This window comes from Riemerella anatipestifer, assembly GCF_009663465.1.
GTDB classification, from domain to species: Bacteria; Bacteroidota; Bacteroidia; order Flavobacteriales; family Weeksellaceae; genus Riemerella; species Riemerella anatipestifer_C.
Map to the genome: position 1 here is coordinate 138,388 of NZ_QXHU01000002.1, position 23,755 is coordinate 162,142.

The window sequence follows — 23,755 nt, forward strand, 5'->3', positions numbered from 1 at the left end:
TATGAAAATACTTAAAAACTTATTATTTATTCTAACAGCATTGATGATTTTATCCTGCGAAAAAAAGGAAGAAGTCAGTGATTTAGATAAAGTGAGAAATACAACTAATGCTACTTCTTACCCTGTTGCCAAGATGGATAGTGCACAAGCTATAAATGCTATTACCAAGCAAAAAGTTCAGGAGGTTATGGACTTGTCTATTCTCTATTTGTCTGGTAATAGGAATACAGATATAGACTCTACAATCCATACGCAATTACTTAAATATTTTGTAACACCTGATACTCTTAAACTAAAACCTCTGTTTAAAGAGCTAGAGAGTTTAAGGGTTAAGACTGTTAAGGTACAAAATTTAGAAATCAAGAAAAAAAATAGTGAAAAGGATACATTAAACCAAGCTGTGGTTAAGGTAGAATATTTTGATAATAAAAAATCTTCAATAGGCGTTTATGAGAGAAATGTGCAATATATCCTAAAGCCTTTTCCAGAGAAGTTTAAGAAAGAATTTAAGTTTTATTTTCTCAATTTTTACACTCCTCAGAAAGATAGTATCTCCGAAGGTGTAATAAGGTAATCTAACGAAATATCCTCGTTTCTTAAATCGTCTATATTTTCTAAAGGTGAAAAAAAGTTGACTCCTATTTTTTTTGTAGTTGTAGGCATAGTACTGAAAAGTTCGTCATAGAAGCCTTTTCCGTAGCCTATTCGGTTACCTTTCCTATCGCAATAGAGTAGAGGTGTAATGATGTAATCAAAGTGAGTTACACTCGCGTAGGTATTTTCAGAAGGTTCTAATATTCCCCATTTGTTTTCAGATAGTTGAGTGTTTTCTTTCAGCTCAATGGCTATCATTTCTGTATTGATAACTTTTGGAACGAATACATTTATTTTTTTTGAAAAACAAGACTCTATAAGAGGTAAAGTATTAACTTCCTTAAATTTTTTTATAGGGATAAAGCAATGAATGTTTTGGTTTTCAGTAGGGTTGAATTGTAAAAAGAATAAGTGAGCTATTTTTTTTGATAGCTCATTTATGGTATTTTCAGAAAGTTGCTTTCTTTTCTCTAGATAAATTTTTCTAAGTTCCGCTTTGGTCATAAGTTAGATTTCTTTTACGAAAATTATTTTTACAGGACACGCCTTAGCTGCCTTATCACAAGGTTCAAAAGCTTCAGGTAGAGGTATTTTAATTGTGTGAAACCCTTTTTTGTCGGTGGATTTTAACAGCACAGACTTACCATCTTTTTTTGACATTCTAAAGTATTCTGGAGCAAACTCTGCACAGTAGTTGCACCCAATACATTTATCTCGTTGTAGTGTAACAATAACCATTAGACAATAACTTTATTATGCCTTAACAATTTTATACAGCTTGTCACTAGGTCTTACACGAAAATCAGTTTTGAACGTGATGACTTCACTCTTAGTTGCTTTTTCGCTAATGCCCTTTCCGTCCACCATCATTTCGGTGATTTCTAATTCTTGAGAACCTGTGGTAGGTCCTTGGATTAAAACTTTATCGCCTACATTCAAGTCGTATGCTTCTATTAAAAACTCGGCAATGTTGGATTTTGGATAATAATGTCTGCCTTTACCTATGTAAAGTTTCTTTTGTGTGGCATTAGAACCTGGGTTAGGAGACCATTCTCCAAGTTCTTGTCCTAAATAGTAACCACTCCAAAAGCCTCTATTATAAACGGTTTCTAATCGTTTCATCCATTCCGCCACTTTCTCTTGAGAAAAAGAGCCGTCTTCTATACTGTCTATGGCTTCTCTGTAGCACTTGGTTACAGTGGCTACATACTCTGGAGCACGCCCTCTGCCCTCTATTTTTAGAACTTTAACCCCAGCATCTACAATTTGATCTAAGAAGTTGATGGTGCATAAGTCTTTAGGAGACATCATATACTCGTTGTCAAGTTCTATTTCAAAACCGCTTTCTTGGTCTATTACGGTATATTTTTTTCGGCAGTTTTGTTTACACGCTCCACGGTTAGCAGAAGAATTATGCGAATGTAGGCTTAGGTAACATTTTCCAGAGACTGCCATACATAAAGCTCCGTGTCCAAATATTTCTATTTCTACTAAATTTCCAGAAGGACCTTTAATTTGCTCCTTTTCTATCTGAGTACAAATCTTTTTTACTTGACTGATACTAAGCTCTCTACTCATTACCATAGTGTCTGCAAACATTGCATAGAATTTTACAGTTTCTATATTGGTAATATTGATTTGAGTGGAAATATGTACCTCCATACCAATTTGCCTTGCATAAGCTATTACAGCCTGATCCATAGCAATAACGGCGGTAAGGTTGGCTTCTTTTGCCTTGTCTAAAAGGGTTTTTATGATTGATAAATCGTGGTCATAAATAATAGTGTTGAGGGTAAGATAAGTTCTTACGCCTTTCTCTTGGCATCTTCTGCTAATTTCAGGTAAGTCATCTATGGTAAAATTCATAGAAGCTCTAGCTCTCATATTAAGCTGTTCTACACCGAAATAGACGGAGTCTGCACCATTATCTAAAGCTGCCTGAAGAGAGGTGAAATCTCCTGCAGGACACATTAGTTCTATTTTTCCGCTTTTAGTCATTGGGTCAAAAAAATTTTTGCAAAGATAGAAATTTTTATAATAGGCAATTAAGTTCTATAGTGATAGCGTGAATATTAAAAATCCCTCCTTTTCCAAAGAAAAAGAGGGAGCAAGGATTGGTTAAATGATTTTTAAGGCATATTAAATCCTCTACTAGTTAGACGTCCATAGACATCTAAATATTTTATAGAGACAATACCTTTATAGTTTTCTAAAATATTTTCTATGTCTTTTTGAGAATTAACAGGTTTTCCATTAACCTCTGTAATGATATAGTTGTTATCAATACCTGTTTTGCTAGCAAGAAGACTGTTTTCGTCTACATCTGTAACCACTACACCGCTTCTAAGACCGTAATAGACTTTGTTTTCATCACTTAAAGGTTGGAATTTAGCTCCTAGTTTTTCAGCAACAGTAAGGTCTGCTTTAGTTCTCGTTTTAGTATTTCCACTTTGGTCTTTTAAAGTAGCTCTTACTGTTTTGGTTCTTCCGTCTCTTAAGTAAGTTACCATTACAGTGTCTCCAGGTCTTTTTCTACCTACGGCTAGAGAAAGGTCTGCAAAATCAGTAATTTTGCTATCATCTATTTGAACAATGATATCTCCTTTTTTAAGACCAGCATCCTCTGCCCCACTGTTATTGGAGATCTCTGTAATGTAGATTCCGCTTCCTGATTTTAAGTTACTTTTAGTCTGTTGATTGTACATTTTTACTTGTGCTTCATCAGATAAATCTAATGCACTAACTCCTAGGAAGCCTCTTTGTACTATTCCGAATTTCTTGATGTCTTCTACAACTTTTCTTGCTAAGTTAGATGGGACAGCGAAACCATATCCTTCATAGTATCCAGATGATGAAGAGATGGCAGAGTTAATACCCACTAAATCTCCATTAAGATTTACTAAAGCTCCGCCACTGTTACCTCTGTTGATTACGGCATCTGTTTGTATAAAGCTTTCAATTGGAGTTTTAGACTGTTGTCTTAGGAGGTCAATACTTCTTCCTTTTGCAGAAACGATACCAGCAGTTACGGTAGAATTAAGTCCTAAAGGATTTCCTACGGCTATTACCCATTGTCCTACTTCTAGTAAATCTGAGTTTGCGAAGTTAAGATAAGGTAGTCCGCTATCTTCTATTTTTAATAATGCAATGTCAGTAGAAGGGTCGCTTCCTATAAGTTTAGCCACATAAGTTTTTTTATTGCTTAGGGTTACTTCTAGTTTACTAGCTCCTGCTACTACGTGATTATTAGAAATGATGTATCCGTCAGGAGAGATAATCACCCCAGAACCTAGACCAGTAGGCATATCTTGTGGTGCTTGCTGTTGTTGTCTTTGTCTTTGGTTTTGACTTCTGTTGAATGGGTCGCCAAAGAAAAAGTCAAGTAGGTCTTGTTCAGAGCTTCTAGAAGTTCTAGTGTTATTTTGATAATTTTTTATGGTTACCACGGCAGGTACTGTAGTTTTGGCTGCTTTTACGAAATCATCTCCTAAAGCGGCAGCATTAAGTCCTGCAAACTGACTGTCATTTTTAGCAGTATGGAAATATGAAGAGTCAGCAATGTTATCGTTTTTAAAATATTCAATAGTTCCAAAAGTAGTTGCTGCAGAAACTACGCCTACGGCAGCAAGTGGTATGAGTTTTTTTAGATTATTTTTCATTTTATTTATTTTTATAATTTATATGATGTGCTGAACAAATACTATGCAAAAGTAATCCAAACCATTCTTAATTTGTAGGGTTTATATTCGTATTTAACTAATTTTTAACGATAATTATGTGTTTTTAATGAAAATAACAGAATTATGTTTTTTATAATGTTAAATTTTTATGACAAAATTTCCGCTTTGATTGTTCTAGTTAAACCATTTAGAGTATTTTAAAAATCCATTAAAAGCCCAATGTGCTGTGTAGTAGAGAGATTTTAGGGTAGAAAAATTCATAAAGTCTTTATAAACTAGATATTGGTCTTTAATGATATTACTCTTTTTTCTGGAAACACTATTGCTATGCATACGGTATTTTGCCATAGTTTTTGGGAGTGGTTTTCCTTGCGAAATTTTCTTTAGGAGGTTAAGCCACATAATATGGTCTTCTCTTTTAGAACCTTCTGGGAAGAATTCTTTTCCCACTCTTTGGCTGTCGTACATAGAGGATAGTAGAGAAAGTCTACAAGTTTTTAGTAAGTTGTTGAATGTTACTATTTTGTCGGCTTTAAAATCTTCTATGGTAGGAGTCATATTTTCATCGCATCTAGCATAATTAGAGTAAGCCAGTTCTGTATTTTCCCTTTTCATAAAGGAAATCATTTCTTCAAGAAAATTAGTTTCCCATAAATCGTCAGCATCTAGAAAAGTGATGTATCTGCTTGTTGCTAGTTCTAGTGCTAGGTTTCTTGCTTTTCCTGCACCACCATTTTGTTTAGATTCTATCAGTTTTATTCTAGGGTCATTAATCTGTTTTATAATCTCTATGGAACTATCCTTGGAATTATCGTCAGAAATAATCCACTCCCAATCTGTAAAAGTCTGATTGAGCACAGAGTTTATAGTTTCTTTCAAAAACTTAGAAGCATTGTAACAAGGCGTTATAATAGAGACTTCAGGCATAACCTACTTTTTAATTTTTGCAAAGATAAGTAAAGATAAGGGAGTTTTAAATTGCCTTTTTGAGAGTAAATTCAAATTATTTGTTAGTGATACAATTAAAAATATTAATTGAAAAATCGTTATTTCTATTTCAAACTATTAAATTTGTAGTTCGTTTAAATAATTTGTAACCTTTAATTCTCTTAGAAGAATGTTTTATAATCATCAAGAAATAGAAAAGAAATGGCAAAAATATTGGGACGATAACCAAATTTTTAAAAGCCAAGAGTCGAAGTCAGGTGTTGAAAAAAATAAGCCGAAATTTTATGTGCTAGATATGTTCCCTTATCCTTCTGGAGCGGGTCTTCATGTGGGGCATCCACTGGGGTATATAGCATCGGACATTTACGCAAGATATAAAAGGCATCAGGGGTATAATGTACTTCACCCAATAGGTTATGACTCTTTTGGACTTCCTGCGGAACAATACGCCATACAGACAGGGCAGCACCCTGCGGTAACTACGGAAAATAACATCACTAGGTATGAAGAGCAATTGAGAAAAATTGGGTTTTCATTTGATTGGAGTAGAGAGTTGAGAACATCAGACGCTTCTTATTATAAATGGACTCAATGGATTTTCATTCAGTTGTTTCATTCGTGGTATAATAAAGATACGGATAGAGCAGAATCTATTGATACTCTTATAGCTCAATTTGAGACTAAGGGTACCGAAGGGCTTAATGCTGTACAAACCGATGAATTATCATTTACATCAGAAGAGTGGAATTCAGCATCGGAGCAAGATAAACAAGATATACTTTTAAATTATAGATTAGCCTACCGTGCAGAAACTACGGTTAATTGGTGTCCTGCATTGGGAACGGTTTTAGCTAATGATGAAGTAAAAGATGGTAAGTCTGAAAGAGGTGGTTATCCTGTTTTTCAGAAAAAAATGATGCAATGGAGTATGAGGATTACGGCATATTCCGAAAGATTATTACAAGGATTGAATACTTTGGATTGGCCACAACCTCTTAAAGATTCCCAAGAGTATTGGATTGGGAAATCTCAAGGAGCATTAGTTCAGTTTTCTGTAGATGGTTTAGAAGGAGAGAATGTAGAAGTCTTTACTACTCGTCCAGATACTATTTTTGGCGTGAGTTTTATGGTGTTAGCGCCAGAACATCATTTGGTGGAAAAATTAACAACCGAAGAACAAAAAAGTGCTGTAAATCAATACATAGAAGATACCTCTAAAAAGACAGAAAGAGATAGAATGGCAGATGTAAAGTCTGTATCAGGAGCTTTCACAGGTAGTTATGTAACCCACCCATTTACTAAAGAACTTATACCTATATATATATCAGACTATGTGCTTATGGGTTACGGTACGGGTGCGGTAATGGCAGTGCCAGCACATGATGATAGAGACCACAGGTTTGCAAAGTATTTTGGTTTACCAATTAAGAAAGTTGTAGACACAGATGTAGATGTTCAAGAAGAGTCTTTTGATTCTAAAGAAAGCACTTGTGTTAATTCAGACTTTTTAGATGGATTAAATTACAAAGATGCAAAACAAAAAATTATACAAGAAATAGAAAATTTAGGTATAGGTAAAGGTACTACAAACTATAGACAGAGAGATGCTATTTTCTCTAGACAAAGATATTGGGGAGAGCCAGTGCCTATTTATTATAAAGAGGAGATGCCATATACTTTGCCTTTGTCTGCTTTGCCACTTGAGTTGCCAGAGGTAGAGAAATATTTACCTACCGAAGATGGAGACCCACCATTAGGAAATGCAAAGACTTTCGCTTGGGACGAAGTTAATCAGCGAGTAACCTCTGTAGATTTAATTGATAATAAAAAGGTATTTCCAATGGAGCTATCTACGATGCCTGGTTGGGCAGGTAGCTCGTGGTATTTCTTAAGATATATGGATTCTACTGATGATGAAGTTTTTTGTGCTAAAGAAAAATCGGACTATTGGGGGCAGGTAGATTTATATATAGGTGGAAGCGAACATGCTACAGGGCATTTATTATATGCTCGTTTTTGGAATATGTTTTTAAAAGACAGAGGCTTTATCGGTCATGAAGAACCTTTCCAAAAGTTAATCAATCAGGGAATGATTTTGGGAATGAGTGCTTTCGTCTTTCGAGTAGATGGGACTAACCAGTTTGTTTCTAAGAACTTGGCGAAAGATTATCAAACTCAAAGAATCCATGTAGATGTAGCTTTACTAAAAGGAACGAGCGATGAATTAGATACTGAAGCTTTCAAACAATGGCGACCAGAGTTCAAAGACGCAGAGTTTATCTTGGAAGGTAGTAAATACATCACAGAGCGAGAGGTAGAAAAAATGTCTAAGTCTAAATATAATGTGGTAAATCCAGACGACATCTGTGAAGAATATGGTGCGGATTGTTTAAGACTTTACGAAATGTTCCTTGGTCCTTTAGAACAAAGTAAACCTTGGAATACACAGGGGCTTTCAGGAGTTTATGGCTTTTTGAAGAAGTTTTACAATCTTTACTTTGACGGGGATAAGGTCAATATATCAGACGAAGAGCCGACCAAAGAAGAGTACAAAGTGCTACATACTTTAATAAAGAAAGTAAAATTTGATATAGATAACTTCTCATTTAATACTTCTGTGTCTTCGTTTATGATAGCTGTGAACGAATTACAAAAGTTGAAAACCAATAAAAGAAAGATTTTGGAGCCACTAGCGGTAGTTATATCTCCTTATGCCCCTCATATTTGTGAAGAGTTATGGCAATTATTAGGATATAATGAGTCTATCGAGTTTGTAGAGTTTCCAGTTCTTAACGAAGAGTATCTAAAGGAAGATGAAATAGAGTATCCAGTAAGTTTTAATGGTAAGATGAGATTTAAATTACCACTTCCTGCTGACTTATCTAAGGAGGAAATTGAGAAAATAGCAATAGAAAATGATAAAGTATTACAGTATTTAGATGGTAATGGTATCAAAAAAATCATTGTAGTACCTAAAAAAATCATCAATATTGTCTTTTAAGAAGGGTAATGATATGTTTTTTAATAAAAACTTAACATTTAATAAATTTTTAAAATAGAGCGCTATTTTTTTTTATGAATTAAGTGAAAGGTGTGAAAGTGTGAAATAATGATAAAAATCAGAAAAAAAAGTAAATCTAATTTAAGAGTCTTGAAACTCTAGAATGTCAAAAAAGGACGGGTTTAAAGATAATATTTGGATTTTTCAATATTTTAACTTTACTTTACAGCCTGAAAAAAATAACAATTATAATTTTAGTTTAATATGGAAATGAATGTTTCAAACACAGAGGAGCAAGTAATTGCTAGACAAAAAAGCGGGCTTAACCCAGCTGTAGTATTACCTATTTTGTATGTAATTGCGTTAAGTATTTACATCTTTATATTAGGTAACCCAGGTAACTTTAAAGAAGATGCAAGGATTGCAGGACAAGCATCTGTAGCCTTTGCAGATATACCATCTAAGGAATTACATCCAGAATCCTTTATGGGAATTATTTACATGGGTGGTCCAGTAGTACACGTTCTAATTTTATTTATGATTACAGTGATTGTTTTTTCTTTTGAGCGTTTCTTTGTTATCAATAAAGCTCAGGGAAAAGGAAATCTTGACAAGTTTGTACTTGAAATAAGAAGCCTTCTTAATCAAAATAAAATTGATGAAGCTATTGAGAAATGTGATGCTCAGCAAGGTTCTGTAGGTAATGTAGTAAAAGAAGGACTAGTTACATACAAGGCGTTGGCTAACGATAGCTCTATGGATAAAGAGAAGAAAATGGTTGCATTAACTAAAGCTTTAGAAGAAGCTACAACATTAGAGATGCCTATGTTAGAGAAAAATATGATGATTCTTTCTACACTAGGTACGGTAGCAACGTTAGTAGCGCTTTTAGGTACGGTAATCGGGATGATTAAGGCGTTCTTTGCTTTAGGTTCTGGTGGTGGTACTCCAGATGCTGCAGCTCTATCTATCGGTATATCAGAAGCCTTGATTAATACAGCTTTAGGTATTGGTACATCAGCTATTGCAATTATCCTTTACAACTTCTTTACATCTAAGATAGATGGATTAACTTATAAGATAGACGAGATTGGTATGTCTATCCAACAATCTTTCGCAGAGTTTAACTAATTTAAGTTAGATTCTAAAAGACAAATATTTAGAGTCTTCGCTACAATAATCTAGCGAGGCTCTAATAAAAAAAAGAAGTTTAATAAATAAAAAAAGAGTTAATAATATGGCGAGAGTCAAACCAAAAAGACATGGTGTAGTAACGGATATGACAGCGATGTGTGATGTTGCGTTCTTACTACTTACCTTCTTTATCTTGACTACACAGTTTAAAAAGCCTGATGTAGAGCAGATAAAACCGCCATCTTCTATATCTGAAAAGTTGTTGCCAGATGCCAGTCTAATGACGGTAAATGTAACACCAGATGGGAAATTTTACTTCCAACCTGTAGAGAACGGAACTGAAAGAATTCAGCTTCTAGACAATATGGGGCAGAAGTATGGACTTTCTTTTACCGATAAGGAAAAAGTCGCATTCACGAAAGTACAGGCGATAGGTGTGCCTATGACACAGTTGAAAAGCTACTTGAACTTATCAGAAGATGAGCAGAAAGCGTTTAAGAGTCCTACGGGAATACCTATGGACAGCACAAATAAACAAGTTATTGATTGGGTAGAGCAGAGTTTAAAAATAAATCCTGACTATAAGTTAGCCATTAAAGGTGATGGTAACACTAACTATCCAAAAGTAAAAGATTTATTTGAAGGATTGAGAGATATTAAGTTTTACAAGTTTTGGTTAATCACTACCCAAGAGGGTGGTAACTAATAAAGAATAGAAATGGCAGAAGTACAAGTACAGGATAAAGGCGAAAAGGGCGGCAAAGTCCGTTCCAAAAAGCAGTCCACTAGGGTGGATATGACTCCGATGGTAGACTTAGGTTTTCTACTCATTACATTCTTTATGTTTACCACTACTTTTAGTAAACCGAATGTGATGGATTTAGGTCTTCCTGCGAAGCCTGATAAAGATGCGCCTAAACCACCTCCAACGGAGATTGATTTAAGTAATTCTATATCTTTGATTATAGGAAAGGATAATAAAATTTTTTATCATCAATCAGATAAGGATGGTCTTAATGAAGGTACACTTCAGGAGACTACCTATGATAAAGATGGGATTACAAAAGTAATAGAAGATGCTAAGAAGAGGGCTAAAGATGTAACTAAATTTACAGTTATTATCAAGCCAACAGATGATGCAGTGTATAAGAATTTTGTAGATGTTCTTGACGAAATGGCTGTCACCAAAAGTGAGCAATATGGGGTAACCGATATTAAAGACTGGGAAAAAGCTGTTTACGAGAAGGAAGTAGGAACTGCAAAATAATATTAACCCTTAAAATTCATATTTTATATGTCAAATGAAAATTTAGGGTACAATCCAAGTTTGGATGAGATTGTATTTGAAAACAGAAATAAGGCCTATGGTGCTTATGATTTAAGACAGAGCTATAAGAGTATTCTTACAAGGTCTATGATTATAGGTACTACTTTGTTCTGTTTAGCTGCGGCTACTCCGTTTATTGTTATGAAAATTAAACAGCTAACGGCACCGCCTAAACAAGAAGTAGAGGCTAATCTTATGGAGATTCTTCCTGAAGAAGAACCTATTTTAGAACAACCGAAGGAGGAAACTCCACCACCGCCACCGCCACCGAAAGTGGAAGAGGAGAAGGTGGAAATTATACAGAATGTAGTTCCTGAACCAGTAAAGGCTCCTAAGGTAGAAACCCCACCACCACCGATATCCAAGCAGTTGGAAACGACTACAGGTCTGATAAATCAAGAGGGGGTTAAGAAGCCTTCCTATTCTCCACCGCCACCACCACCTTCTACAGGAAAAGGAACAACGGTAGAGGTGAAGCCTCAGGTGAGTACTACTGAAGTATATACAACGGTAGACCAAGAAGCTGAATTCTCGGGAGGAGGTCTTAACGGATTTAGAAGCGCTTTCCAAGAGTCTTTTGATACTTCAGTTATGGATGGAGATGAAGGAACTGTTTCTGCAGAGCTCACTTTTGTTGTTGAGAGAGATGGCTCCCTTACGCAAGTGAAAGCAATAGGCTCTAATTCTACTTTTAACAAGGAAGCTGAAAGAGCAGCTAAGAGTATAAGAAAGAAATGGAGTCCAGCGAAAGTAAACGGAGAACCAGTTCGTTCGAGATTTAGAATGCCTGTTAAGATGAATTTTGAATATTAAAATTCTGTTAAAATTATTATAAGAGAAGCTTTGGGGCTTCTCTTTTTTGTTATATTTGCTACTATGTTTAATTATTTATCTATTTTGGCAGGAGTTACATATCTCACTTTAGGGGGAGTAGTATTAGTGTATAAGTTTTTTGTAATTCAGTTAGATGACTATGTTGCCTATCCATTAGGGGTTTTGATGATAATTTATGGTGTCTTTAGATTGTTTAGGGCAATCTATAATATAAAACAGAGTAAGAAAGATGTATAAAAGAATAGGTTATTTATTATTTCTCTTGGTTGTAATGCTTTCTTGTAAAAAGGGTAAAGAAGCAGAAAATCCTCAAAAAGGAGAAATTCAGGTGGTAGCAGACCCTTCCTTTAAAAATGTAACGGAGGCTTTGGCAGAGAGGTATATGGCTTTTTATCCAGAGGCTAAGCTAGATGTTCTTTATAAGAAAGAAGACTCGGCTTTTATAGATTTGCTAGAGGGTAATGCTAGAGTGATAGTGATGTCTAGAGAGCTTACAAAAAAAGAAAAGGAAGTTTACAAAGAAAAGGTGGATTTGGAGTATAATCCTGCTAAATTTGCGGGAGATGCTGTGGTCTTTATTGTTCCTAAAAATTCAAATAGAGAGCATATCAAAGTTTCTGAAATTAAAGAAATGCTCAATTCAGAGTCTAAAAATTTAATATTTGATGGTACTAATGCGAGTAATCTTAACTTTATAGCACAAAAGTTTAATGCTAAACCTTCGGCTCTTAAATATTCTATCATTAGAGGGAATGAAAATATTGTAAATAATATAGATAAATTTAGTGACAAAATAGGGGTGATAAGCCTTAATACGATAAGTAGAGAGTTTTCTCCAGAGGCTATAGCGCTAAGAGATAAGATAAAGATATTGCCCGTAATAGATGAGGAAGGGAAGGTATATAAGCCTGAACTCTCAAGCATAAGGAATATGGAGTATCCATTCTCAAGGGTTCTTTACTTTTTGACAAATGAAGGTTTTTTTGGGGTTGGAAATGGGTTTATAAGATTTTCTTGTACGCAGATAGGTCAAATAGTGGTTTCTAAGCAAGGGCTGCAACCTTATAATATTTACAAAAGAGAGGTTCAGATGAGATAAAATTCTTATATTAGCAACTCTTTACTTAAAAAATGGCTTAATAATTGTTGGTTACAAATAAACCAAATTATAAACTAAACCTTAAAAATGAAAAATATAAAAATGACAAAGAAAATGGTATTAGGTGCTGCAGCCGCTTTTATGTTCGGTTTTGCAGGTGCACAAACAGTAGAAGAAGGTCTCCAAAATATGGACGCTCATAAATATGCAAAAGCTAAAGAAGTGTTCAATCAGTTACTTCAAAAATCACCATCTGCTGAAAATTATTTTTATCTAGGTAATATTTATTTAACTCAATACGAACCTAATTTTGATAAAGCTAAAGAATATTTTGATAAAGGTTTAGCTCTTGATAAAAAGGCGTATTTAGATAAAATAGGACTTGCATCTATTAAATTAGGGAAAGGAAATAAAGCAGCGATTAACGAAATACAGGAAATTGTAAACGATTCTAGAGGTAAAGACCCAGAAGTACTTTTTAGAGCAGGGGAAGCTCTTACGATATTTGAGGGGAATAATGCGCCAGATTTGGCTGTAGAATTTATTAGTCAAGCTATAGAAAAAGCAGAAAAGAAAGGTAATGTACCTGCTAATTATTATTATTCGTTAGGAGATGCTTATCGTCTTAAAAAAGATGCTGGAAAGGCAATGTCTGCTTATGATAAAGCAGCAGTAGTAGCTAGAAATAAAGCCTCCGTATTCACTAGAATGGCGACCTTGTGGATGGCTGCTAATCAATGGCAATTAGCAACAGATAATCTTAATAAAGCTATAGCGGTAGATCCTACTTATGCTCCAGCCTATAAGGCTCTTGCTAATTATAATATAAGGTACCAGAAGCATGATATGGCGGCAAATAATTTATTAAACTATCTTAAATATGCAGATGAGGATCCTGTAACTATGTTGGAGGTATCTAAGCTTTATTTTGCAAATGGAAACTATACAGAATCTAGAGAAGTTTTAGATAAGGTTTTTAATAAAGTTGAAGATGTCATTAAGTACAAGCTCAATGCTTATCTCTTATACGGAGAGCAAAAATATGATGAAGCTAAACAAAACTTAGACACATTTATCTCTAAGGCAGATGCGTCTAGAGTATTGCCTGCAGATCAAGGTTTATTGGGGCTTATCTATGCAGGGCAAGCTCATAAAGCACAGGATGAAGCTACAAAAGCTAATCTTATGAAAATGTCTAGTGAAAAAGTGGCAATAGCAAAAGCTGCAAAAGATGAAACTATGCAATGGGACGCAGAGCTAGGTAAAATTATGGCAGGGGGAATTGATCTTAAAAAGGCGGCAGAAGCAGGACCTACTAATCCAGAAATAGAAGCTTTAAAGAAAACTGTTGCGGCAGATCCTAAGAATACAGACAATATTTACAAGTTAGCAATAGCCTATCAGGAAGCTAAAAATTGGAATGGTGCTGTCTATACTTGGCAAAATATGATTGATCTAATTCCTGATTGGGCTCCAGCCTATTATAGCCAAGGATATGCTTATCAACAAGCGGGGAACAATGAGTTAGCTAAAATTTCTTACCAAGCTTATATTGATAATATGGTTAAAAAGTCATTAGAAGAACAAATGCAGAGTAAAGAAACACTTTCCTATGCTTATTTTGCGGTGGCTTATTTAGAAAAAGATAAAAATAGAGAGAAGGCTAAAGAGTATGCATTAAAGTCAGTTCAGTTAAACCCTGATTATAAAGATGCTCAAAATTTATTGAAATTACTTAACCAGTAGAGTTTATTTTATATTTAATTGATGATAAAATAAGAGTTTCTTAAGAAGCTCTTATTTTTTTTAGAATAAAAACTTCTATATTTGTAATATGAAAGTAGATATTTTAGCCATAGGAGCTCACCCAGACGATGTGGAACTAGGGTGTGGAGGTACTTTAGCCAAACTTATTTCTCAAGGTAAAACAGTAGCGATAGTAGATTTAACGGAAGGTGAGCTAGGCACTAGAGGAACAAATGAAACTAGAGCTATGGAAGCCAAAAAAGCATCGGATATTTTAGGAGTTGTGGCAAGGGAAAATTTAGGTATGAAAGATGGTTTTCTTTGTAATATAGAGGAATATCAGATGCGTATCATAAGAATGGTAAGAAAGTATCAGCCTGAAATTATTTTTGCTAATGCGACAGATGATCGCCATCCTGACCATGCAAAAGCGGCAAAATTGGTTTCTGATGCTTGTTTTTTATCTGGGTTGGCTAAGATTGAAACTGTTGAAAATGATGAAGTTCAATTGGTTTGGAGGCCTAAACATATATTTAATTATATACAATGGAAATCTATAAATCCTGATTTTGTAGTAGATATATCCGACTTTATGAAAAAGAAGATGGAGGCTTGTTTAGCATACGAAACTCAATTTTATAATCCTAGTTCAGAAGAGCCGATGACTCCTATTTCAACAAAAGAGTTTTTGGAGAGTATTACTTATAGAGCTCAAGACTTAGGCAGGCTTTCAGGGGTATCCTATGCGGAAGGCTTTACTTCTCAAAAACTAATGGCTTTTAAAAATTTTGACTCTATAATTTTGTAAATAGATAAAATATTTATACATTTGCACCCACAAAATAGACGGTGACTGTAGCTCAGTTGGTTAGAGCGTCAGATTGTGGTCCTGAAGGTCGCCGGTTCGATCCCGGTCAGTCACCCTAAATAAAAAAACATCTACATTCTAGTAGATGTTTTTTGATTTTAATAGTAAAAACTAATTTTAAAACTCTTCGTTGCTATCTAAGGTGTAGTTTCTCCCTTTGAAATCTTTGTCGTGTTTTTCAGAGATTACATCTTCTCCCTTTTCACTAATAATGAATTCTGATGCTTCATTAAACATTTCAGAGAAATTCTTGAAATCCTCTTTGTAAAGGTAAATTTTGTGCTTCTCAAATGTAGCCTCACCGCCATCTTGGAAATGCTTCTTGCTTTCGGTAATGGTAAGATAATAATCTCCAGCCTTAGTCTCACGAACATCAAAGAAATAGGTTCTTCTTCCTGCTTTTAACACTCTAGTGAAAATTTCATTTTCATTTCGTTTTTCCTTGTAATCACTCATTTCATCTATTTTTTAGAAATCTTAGGTAACAAATATAAAATAATTCTACTAATCAGCAAAGAATTATTTAAAAACTTTGAATGTAAGGTTTTGGTTTCTGTTAATCAGTTTGTTATGTGTGGGGTGTTTATTTTGAGGGATTTGTTTTAATGAATTTTTATTTTTTTTTCTGAAACACTAAAATTAGAAGTGATGTGTTGATGACTAATTGATAGGGGAGAGGTAAAGTGTTTGGTGAGCATTTTTAGCACTAGATGGTCGGTGAGTAATAATGATTCGGGTACATTTCTCACCTAGGTTTTCCAAATTATTTAGAATATTCTCTTCTGTTTCTGTATCTAGTGCAGATAGGCTGTCGTCGAATATAAGGATATTGGGTTTCTTTATAAGTGCTCTAGCAATACAGATTCTTTGTTTTTGTCCTCCAGAAAGCATTACCCCTCTTTCTCCAACTATGGTTTGGTATTGGTTTTTAAATTCTATGATGTTTTTGTGAATATCTGCTTTTTTAGCATATTCTTCAATGATTTTTGCATTAGAGTTATCTATGGCAAATCCTATATTGTTCTCTATAGTATCAGAAAATAGATAGCTTTCTTGTGGAATGTAGCCTAGAGCATTTCTGTAAGTATCTAAATTATGTTCTTTTAAATTTATGCCATCTACAAGAATTTCTCCTTCGTCTGGGTCTATCAATCGACAAAGAAGAAGGGCTATGGTAGATTTTCCGCTGCCTGTTTTTCCCATAATAGCAAGAGATTCGCCAGCATTTACCTTGAAACTGATGTTATCTAAAGCCTTAATACCTGTATTAGGATAGGTATAGCTTACATTACGAAATTCTATGTCTCCTTTTATGCTATAATGGTTTTTATTTTTGTTAATAATTTCAGATTTTTTATCAAGGAATTCATTAAGCCTTTGCATAGAGGCGGCTGCTCTTTGATTTACTGAAGTTACCCAACCTACCATAGAGAAGGGCCATATAAGTATATTGATGTACATAAAGAAATCTGCAATGGCACCTATGCTCATTTCCCCTTTTATGTATTTTTGTCCCCCAATGTATAGAATAATAATATTGAGTAAACCAATGACTAATAATATTATTGTGAAAAAATAGGCTTCTGTTTTGGCGAGGTCTAGAGCTTTTTCTTGATAGTGTTTTACTTTAGTATTATAATTCTGCTGAATATACTTTTCTTTGTTAAAAAACTTTATAACTCTAATACCCGAAAAGCTGTCCTGTACAAATGTAGAAATAGCGGACTGACTTTTCTGCATAATTTTAGATTTTTTGTTGATAATAGAGCTTACTTTATAAATGGTAAATGAAAGTACAGGTAAAGGCAGGAGTGTCCAAAGTGTCATTTGTAGGTTAGTCTGGAACATATATATACTTGTGATGATAAGCAGTATCATTAGGTTGATAACATACATTATCCCAGGACCTAGATACATTCTCACGGCAACGACATCTTCACTTAAACGATTAAGTAAGTCTCCTATAGTGGTTGATTTGTATTGAGTTAGAGATAGTTTTTCGTATTGACGGTAAATATTGTTCTTTAGCTCGTATTCTATTTTTCTGGAAGCTACAATGATAGTTTGCCTCATCATAAATCTAAAAATACCAGATAATACAGAAGCTCCTATAATGATACTTCCGTTGATTAAAAGTGTGCGAAAAAGGGTCTCTTTAGTAGTGTCTTTTTGAGATATAACCTTTTGTATGATATCTATTGTTTTGCCTATAAACTGGATTTGATAGATGGCAAAAAAGTTACTTGCTATAATGAAAAGAATACCCCAAGAAAGAAGTTTCTTGTGTTTCCAAAAATAAGGGTTAAGTGTTTTTAGTGCATTCATTGATGAGGCAAAAATAGAGAAAATTGATGATAAAATTTTTTAGTCTGAAAACTTATTTCTGAAAATGAAATATGAATGGTAATGCTGAATCAGTTGTTTGTTATCCTAAATATTCGTAATTTTTTTATTATAAAAAAATTACGAATAAATAACCTAAGTGCAAATTACGAAAGAATTTTTGAGAAATATTAGGTGAACTCATTAGAGAAGACAGTCTAAGTTGAAGGATTTAGAATTGGTAAGCCTTGCACTAACCACCAAATTTATGAGAATTGACAGTGAAAAGCACCCTTTCCAAGAAAAGATGAGTAATTCGGAAGTTCTCACCATTATGATTCTTTTTCATCTCAGTGGATTTAGAACATTTAAACACTTTTACTAGACGGTATTCTTATAAAAGTCTGTGGAAATAAAAGGATTAAGCGTAACAAAGTGTTTAAAGATTTAGCAACAATAAGTAAATCAACCATGGGCTGGTTCAATGGATTAAAACTTCACATCGTAATCAATGATAAAGGCGGGATTCTAAGCTTCTGCGTTATCCAAGCCAATGTGGATGACAGAGAACCTCTTAAAAATGAGAACTTCCTCAAGCAAATATTTGGTGAACTCTTCGGCAACAAAGGATACATCTCCCAGAATTACAACAATTACTTTTTGTAGGCGAATTTTAGTTCATTACAAGCATAAGAAACAACATAGAAGAATATAAAGAGAAGGTTATTTAGATGAAGACTCTGAGGTAGATATACCTTATTTTACGTAATATTTGTTATCTGAGTTATTATTGACTTTCGATTCCGATTGGAAAGTGGATTATGATGACTTAAGTGGGCTTATTTCCGAGAAAATACAGCAAGAGTTTGTTATTAAGGATAAAGAAATGTGGCAGATTGTAGAAAAACTAGAAAGAGAATCTGAATTTACAATGCTAAATATTGATACGCAGATGGATAGATATTTATTTTTATTTGTAAGGCGTCAGAAAAGGAGAGGGTTTTGGAAATAGCAAGAAAATTAGATTTTCCTATTGAAGCTCATTTTTAACAAAAGATAAACGAAATTTGTTAAAAAGATAAGTGAATTCAGTTAAATATATTTTGAAATAAAGTATTTGAGCTTTTGTTTCAATAAGTTGAGGGTATTATGTTTTGTGATGTGATAAAAAAACTGTACCTTTGCGGAGGATTTGCGGGAAATAATGGAAAGGCTTTGAAAGAAAGCCTTTTTTCGTAGTCCTACTATTCGAAGTTTAATAAACAAGAGTATGAGTATAAAAGCACAGGTGGAAACGCTACTTAACGATTTTCTTTCGGAGAGAGAAGATTTATTTTTAATAGATCTTAAAGTGTCGGCGGGAGATGATGTGGTGGTAATTTTAGATGGGGACAATGGAGTAACCTTGCAAGATTGTCTAGATGCAAGTAGAGCCATAGAGTTTAATATGGATAGAGAAGAGCATGACTTTAGCCTCCAAGTAATGTCGGCAGGACTTAGCGAACCATTGACTCAAATAAGACAGTTTAGAAAAAATATAGGCAGAGATTTGGATATTTTACTGAATGACTCCTCTAAAATAGAAGGAGAATTGGCTAGGGTGGAAGAGGATAAAGTGGTGTTAATCTTGCGTTATCGTAAGCCTAAGGAGGTAGGTAAGGGAAAAGTAGATGTAGTAGAAGAAAAGGAAATTTTACTTTCGGATATAAAAAAAGCTTTAGTAGCTATTAAGTTTTAGTGTAGTAATTGGTTTAATTGTAAATAATAAAGAAGTATATAGATGGATAATTTAGCTTTGATAGAAGCGTTTGGGGATTTTAAAGAAGAGAAGAATATTAGTAAGATTGATTTGATGGCAATCATAGAAGATTCTCTTAAAACCCTTCTGAGAAAAAGATATGATTCTGATGATCATTTTGATGTGATTGTAAATCCAGATAAGGGGGATTTTCAGATTTTCCTTAATAAGACTATTGTAGAGGACCAGATGTCAGAAGATGACGATTTGGAAATAGAAATTTCAGAAGCTAGAAAAACAGATCCTACTTTTGAGGTGGGAGAAGAGTTTACTCAAGAAATTAAAGTATCTCAACTGGGAAGGAGAAATATCTTGACGCTTAAGCAGATTTTGGCAACTAAAATACAAGAACATCATAATGCTTATTTATATGAACAATTCAAGGATAGAATTGGAGAAATTATGGTGGGGGAAGTTCATCATATCCGTTTCAAGCATGTGATATTGTTAGATGATGAAGGTAATGAGTATATTTTACCAAAAGATAAGCAAATACCTTCGGATTTCTTTAGGAAGGGAGATAATGCAAGGGCAGTGATAGAAAGTGTTGATTTTAAGGGAAGCAAGCCTCAAATTACAATTTCTAGAATATCCCCTAAGTTCTTAGAAAGACTGTTAGAATTAGAAATTCCAGAAATTCAAGATGGAACTATTATTCTTAAAAAAGTGGTAAGAATACCTGGTGAAAAAGCTAAAATTGCCGTAGATGCATACGATGATAGAATAGATCCAGTAGGGGCGTGTGTAGGCGTTAAAGGTTCTAGAATACACGGTGTGGTAAGAGAGCTTAGAAATGAAAATATAGATGTTATCCAATGGTCTAAAAATCCAGAAATATTGGTTAAGAGAGCTTTGGGTAATGTTACGATAAATAAGATAGACATCAATGCAGAGGAGTCAAAAGCATTGGTATACACGCCTTCTGAAGAAATTGCTAAAATCATAGGTAAGCAAGGTCAGAATATTAAATTGGCATCGTGGCTTTCTGATTATGAAATAGATGTTTATAGAGAGGCTCACGAAGACGATGATGTAGAACTAGACGAATTTAGTGATGAAATTGAAGATTGGGTAATAGAGATATTCAAAAAAGTTGGTTTAGATACGGCTAAGAGTATTATAGATAAGGACACAGAGGCTTTAGTTCGTTTGACTGATTTAGAAGAAGAAACGATAGAGGAAGTTAAAAGAATTTTAGCAGAAGAGTTTGATTAATAGGAAAATACTTTGCAAAATTGAAAACTAGGATGAAGGTAAACTTCGTTAAACAATAAATAACTTATAAAATTAAAAAAGCAAAATAACACTAGTGTTATTAGCAAATATTAAATACATTATGCCAAAAAATATTAGATTAAATAAAGCAATTAAGGAATTTAATATCTCGGTATCTAGAGCGGTAGAATTTCTAAAAGCCAAAGATATAGAGATAGATAGTAATCCCAATGCTCTATTGGCACCAGAGGCATATTCTGCATTGGAAGCAGAGTTCAAAAGAGATGGAGAGCAAAAAAAGGCTTCTAGTGAGGTGGTAATTTCTAAAGTTCCAGAAGAAAAAATAGAACTAAAAGAAGAAAAAGCCCCTGAGGTTATAAGAGCCAAATCTTCTGAAAAACTTGAACCTAAAGTTTTAGGCAAAATAGACTTGGGGCAAGATAAAGTAGAAGAAAAAAAGACTGAGGTTAAAGAAGAACCTGTGGTTGAGGTAGAAAAGACTGAAGAGCCTATAAAATCTGAGACTGAAGTTCAGAAAACAGAGCTGAAAGTTTTGGACAAGATAGACTTGAGCCAGATAGAATCTTCTAGACCTAGACCTTCTAAAAAATCAGAAGGTAAGAAAGAAAAAGTGATGGCTAAAAAAGAGGAAAAGCCTGTGGTTAATGAAGAGGAAGTGTCTGTCGTTAAAAAGGAAGAAATAGTTCTACCTAAAAAAGAAGAAGAGCTTAAAAAAGAAGAAACTGCTACGGAAGAACCTCAAAAAATTGAAACTAATTATCAAAAATTAGAGGGGCCTAAAATTTTAAAACAAACCGTAGATTTATCTCAGTTTGATCGTCCTAAGAAAAAGAAGAGAAAAAGAATTACTAAGGCTACAGATGCTAAGCCCGCTCAAGGACAAAATAAAGAGCAGGATAATAAAACTAGAGGTAATAATACTGGTGGTGCTCGTCCTGATAATAAGGGAAGTCGTGGAGGAAAGAAGAAGAGAGGAGAGAAAACAATGCCAGTGGAGCTTACTGAAGAGCAAGTGAAAAATCAAATTAAGGAGACTTTAGAGAAACTAACCAATAAAGGTGGTAAATCTAAATCTGCTAAATATAGAAAGGAGAAGAGAACTCAACGTAGAGAGCAAGATGCAGAGCAGCAAGAGTTGGAAGCAAAAGACAGAACGCTTAAAGTAACCGAGTTTATTACGGTGAATGAGTTGGCTAGTCTTATGGATGTATCGCCAATGGAAGTAATATCAGCTTGTTTTGCTTTAGGAGTAATGGTAACAATGAACCAAAGATTAGAGGCAGATACACTAACATTAGTGGCGGAAGAGTTTGGTTTTGATATTGTTTTTGCCGATGCAGAACTTACAGATGATAGTGCAGAAGAGGAAGAAGATACAGAAGAAGATTTAGTTCACAGAGCACCTATCGTAACGGTAATGGGGCACGTGGACCACGGTAAAACTTCGTTACTCGACTATATAAGAAAAACCAATGTTATTGCTGGGGAGTCTGGAGGTATCACGCAGCATATAGGAGCTTACAATGTTAAGTTAGAAAATGGAGAACGCATTACATTCTTAGATACACCAGGACACGAAGCCTTTACAGCGATGAGAGCTAGAGGGGCTCAAGTTACTGATATTGCTATTATCGTAATTGCGGCGGATGACGATGTGATGCCACAAACAAAAGAGGCGATATCTCACGCACAGGCAGCAGGAGTACCTATGATTATTGCGATTAACAAAGTGGATAAACCAAATGCTAATCCAGATAAAATTAGAGAGCAGTTATCTCAATTAAATATATTGGTAGAAGAATGGGGTGGTAATGTACAATCTCAAGAAATATCTGCTAAGTTTGGTAATAATGTAGATTTGCTTTTAGAAAAAGTATTGATACAAGCAGAACTTCTAGAGCTTAAAGCTAATCCTAATAAGCGTTCTAACGGAGTTATTATAGAGGCTGCTTTGGATAAAGGTAGAGGTTATGTAGCCACAATGCTTGTTCAGGCAGGTACCCTTAAAGTTGGGGATTATGTCTTAGCTGGTAAAAACCACGGTAAGGTAAAGGCAATGCTAGACGAAAGAGGCAATAATATGGAGGAGGCAGGACCTTCTATCCCTGTAACTATCTTAGGTTTAGACGGAGCACCTACTGCAGGAGATAAGTTTAAGGTTTATGAAGACGAAAGAGAAGCTAAAAACTTAGCGAATAAGAGAGAGCAGCTTCATAGAGAACAGTCTATAAGAACTAAGAAGCATTTAACATTAGACGAGATAGGAAGACGTATCGCTTTAGGTGACTTTAAAGAGCTTAATATTATCCTTAAGGGTGATGTGGACGGTTCTGTAGAAGCATTATCTGATATGCTACAAAAACTATCTACAGAGGAAATTCAAATCAACATATTACATAAAGGAGTTGGTCAAATTACGGAGAGTGATATCTTATTGGCAACAGCTTCGGATGCTGTAGTTATTGGCTTTAATGTAAGAGCGGGAGCAAATGCAAAAGATTTAGCTGATAAAGAAGAAATAGAAATAAGAACTTACTCTGTTATCTATGATGCGATAGACGATGTTAAGGAAGCTATGGAAGGAATGCTTTCGCCTGAAATTAAAGAACAAGTGGTTGGTAATGTTGAAATTAGAGAAGTGTTCAAGATTTCTAAAGTAGGTTCTATAGCAGGATGTATGGTACTTACAGGTAAAGTTACTAGAAACTCTAAAATAAGACTTTTAAGAGATGGTATAGTTAAGTTTGATGGGGAACTTGAAAGTTTAAAACGCTTTAAAGACGATGTGAAAGAGGTTACCAAGGGCTACGAATGTGGACTTAACCTTAAAGGCTTTAATGATATAGAAGTTGGAGATGTTTTAGAAGTTTACGAACAAGTAAGTGTTAAGAAAAAACTGAAGTAATCATTGTAGTTTTATCTTATAGTTTTATAAAAATAGACTCGATAGGTATTTATCGGGTTTGTTTTTTTTATTTAGAATGGTTATATATTAAAAATAACAGTCTATTGTGATAGTAGCTATATTTTGATTTTAAGTTATTGACTATAAGTATATAATTAAGGTGATTTTATTGTATGGCTTAAAAATACTCTCATTTTTTTGATGAAAATATATAGATGTTTTAGATGATAAATGCTGAAAAACACTTATTTACTTGCAAATAT

General features: G+C 34.2%; 21 protein-coding genes and 1 tRNA gene. 15 read left to right on the top strand and 7 right to left on the bottom strand.

What is annotated here, in order from left to right; all coding sequences use genetic code 11:
- Window position 1: 1 nt before the first annotated feature.
- Window positions 2–574 carry a hypothetical protein gene (locus D1003_RS02895; RefSeq protein WP_052911378.1) on the top strand — a complete coding sequence of 191 codons (573 nt, stop codon included), beginning with the start codon at window positions 2–4 and terminating at the stop codon, window positions 572–574.
- Here D1003_RS02895 and D1003_RS02900 read toward each other — a convergent pair.
- The 5 genes from D1003_RS02900 to D1003_RS02920 all read right to left on the bottom strand — a co-directional run bounded on the left by D1003_RS02900 (window position 538) and on the right by D1003_RS02920 (window position 5,201).
- A complete protein-coding gene (locus tag D1003_RS02900; RefSeq protein WP_052911379.1) occupies window positions 538–1,098 on the bottom strand; it encodes a 5-formyltetrahydrofolate cyclo-ligase in 561 nt (186 codons plus the stop codon). The genes D1003_RS02895 and D1003_RS02900 overlap by 37 nt on opposite strands.
- Window positions 1,099–1,101: 3 nt before the next feature.
- Window positions 1,102–1,332 carry a ferredoxin gene (locus D1003_RS02905; RefSeq protein ID WP_153935658.1) on the bottom strand — a complete coding sequence of 77 codons (231 nt, stop codon included), beginning with the start codon at window positions 1,330–1,332 and terminating at the stop codon, window positions 1,102–1,104.
- 15 nt (window positions 1,333–1,347) lie between these two features.
- Entirely contained in the window at window positions 1,348–2,592 is a 1,245-nt protein-coding gene (locus D1003_RS02910; protein WP_153935659.1) for a peptidase U32 family protein, read from the bottom strand.
- 131 nt (window positions 2,593–2,723) lie between these two features.
- The gene (locus D1003_RS02915; protein ID WP_153935660.1) at window positions 2,724–4,253 is read right to left on the bottom strand and encodes a Do family serine endopeptidase; all 1,530 of its coding nucleotides are present in this window, start codon (window positions 4,251–4,253) and stop codon (window positions 2,724–2,726) included.
- A 195-nt stretch (window positions 4,254–4,448) separates the two neighbouring features.
- The gene (locus tag D1003_RS02920) at window positions 4,449–5,201 is read right to left on the bottom strand and encodes a glycosyltransferase family 2 protein (protein ID WP_153935661.1); all 753 of its coding nucleotides are present in this window, start codon (window positions 5,199–5,201) and stop codon (window positions 4,449–4,451) included.
- 190 nt (window positions 5,202–5,391) lie between these two features.
- Here D1003_RS02920 and leuS point away from each other — a divergent pair, with 190 nt between their 5' ends.
- The 9 genes from leuS (at window position 5,392) to D1003_RS02970 (ending at window position 15,286) form a co-directional block, all read left to right on the top strand.
- Window positions 5,392–8,223: a leucine--tRNA ligase gene (leuS, locus tag D1003_RS02925; protein ID WP_153935662.1), complete on the top strand. Its 2,832-nt coding sequence runs from the start codon at window positions 5,392–5,394 to the stop codon at window positions 8,221–8,223.
- A 264-nt stretch (window positions 8,224–8,487) separates the two neighbouring features.
- Entirely contained in the window at window positions 8,488–9,354 is an 867-nt protein-coding gene (locus tag D1003_RS02930) for a MotA/TolQ/ExbB proton channel family protein (RefSeq protein WP_153935663.1), read from the top strand.
- Between the two features lie 106 nt (window positions 9,355–9,460).
- A complete protein-coding gene (locus D1003_RS02935) occupies window positions 9,461–10,063 on the top strand; it encodes a biopolymer transporter ExbD (RefSeq protein WP_038693751.1) in 603 nt (200 codons plus the stop codon).
- Between the two features lie 12 nt (window positions 10,064–10,075).
- Window positions 10,076–10,624: a biopolymer transporter ExbD gene (locus D1003_RS02940; RefSeq protein ID WP_153935664.1), complete on the top strand. Its 549-nt coding sequence runs from the start codon at window positions 10,076–10,078 to the stop codon at window positions 10,622–10,624.
- 27 nt (window positions 10,625–10,651) lie between these two features.
- Entirely contained in the window at window positions 10,652–11,497 is an 846-nt protein-coding gene (locus D1003_RS02945; protein ID WP_153935665.1) for an energy transducer TonB, read from the top strand.
- A 250-nt stretch (window positions 11,498–11,747) separates the two neighbouring features.
- A complete protein-coding gene (locus tag D1003_RS02955) occupies window positions 11,748–12,617 on the top strand; it encodes a PstS family phosphate ABC transporter substrate-binding protein (protein ID WP_153935667.1) in 870 nt (289 codons plus the stop codon).
- A gap of 87 nt (window positions 12,618–12,704) precedes the next feature.
- On the top strand, window positions 12,705–14,363 hold the full coding sequence (locus D1003_RS02960) for a lipopolysaccharide assembly protein LapB (RefSeq protein ID WP_153935668.1): 1,659 nt from the start codon (window positions 12,705–12,707) through the stop codon (window positions 14,361–14,363).
- Between the two features lie 88 nt (window positions 14,364–14,451).
- Window positions 14,452–15,171 carry a bacillithiol biosynthesis deacetylase BshB1 gene (gene bshB1 / locus D1003_RS02965; RefSeq protein ID WP_153935669.1) on the top strand — a complete coding sequence of 240 codons (720 nt, stop codon included), beginning with the start codon at window positions 14,452–14,454 and terminating at the stop codon, window positions 15,169–15,171.
- 41 nt (window positions 15,172–15,212) lie between these two features.
- A tRNA-His gene (locus D1003_RS02970) sits at window positions 15,213–15,286 on the top strand.
- A gap of 62 nt (window positions 15,287–15,348) precedes the next feature.
- Here the strand turns inward: D1003_RS02970 and D1003_RS02975 are convergent.
- Window positions 15,349–15,687, bottom strand: a complete 339-nt coding sequence (locus D1003_RS02975; RefSeq protein WP_014937916.1) for a DUF3276 family protein — start codon at window positions 15,685–15,687, stop codon at window positions 15,349–15,351.
- Window positions 15,688–15,891: 204 nt separating this feature from the next.
- On the bottom strand, window positions 15,892–17,556 hold the full coding sequence (locus tag D1003_RS02980) for an ABC transporter ATP-binding protein (RefSeq protein ID WP_153935670.1): 1,665 nt from the start codon (window positions 17,554–17,556) through the stop codon (window positions 15,892–15,894).
- Between the two features lie 432 nt (window positions 17,557–17,988).
- Between D1003_RS02980 and D1003_RS11195 the strand changes: the two genes are divergently transcribed.
- The 5 genes from D1003_RS11195 to infB all read left to right on the top strand — a co-directional run bounded on the left by D1003_RS11195 (window position 17,989) and on the right by infB (window position 23,492).
- Entirely contained in the window at window positions 17,989–18,219 is a 231-nt protein-coding gene (locus tag D1003_RS11195) for a transposase (RefSeq protein WP_311709724.1), read from the top strand.
- Between the two features lie 124 nt (window positions 18,220–18,343).
- Complete coding sequence (locus tag D1003_RS02990; RefSeq protein WP_260393297.1) at window positions 18,344–18,565, top strand: hypothetical protein; 222 nt, start codon at window positions 18,344–18,346, stop codon at window positions 18,563–18,565.
- Window positions 18,566–18,823: 258 nt separating this feature from the next.
- A complete protein-coding gene (gene rimP, locus D1003_RS02995; protein ID WP_014937622.1) occupies window positions 18,824–19,291 on the top strand; it encodes a ribosome assembly cofactor RimP in 468 nt (155 codons plus the stop codon).
- 42 nt (window positions 19,292–19,333) lie between these two features.
- On the top strand, window positions 19,334–20,566 hold the full coding sequence (gene nusA, locus D1003_RS03000; protein WP_052911508.1) for a transcription termination factor NusA: 1,233 nt from the start codon (window positions 19,334–19,336) through the stop codon (window positions 20,564–20,566).
- Window positions 20,567–20,687: 121 nt separating this feature from the next.
- The gene (infB, locus tag D1003_RS03005) at window positions 20,688–23,492 is read left to right on the top strand and encodes a translation initiation factor IF-2 (protein ID WP_153935671.1); all 2,805 of its coding nucleotides are present in this window, start codon (window positions 20,688–20,690) and stop codon (window positions 23,490–23,492) included.
- Window positions 23,493–23,755 lie beyond the last annotated feature (263 nt).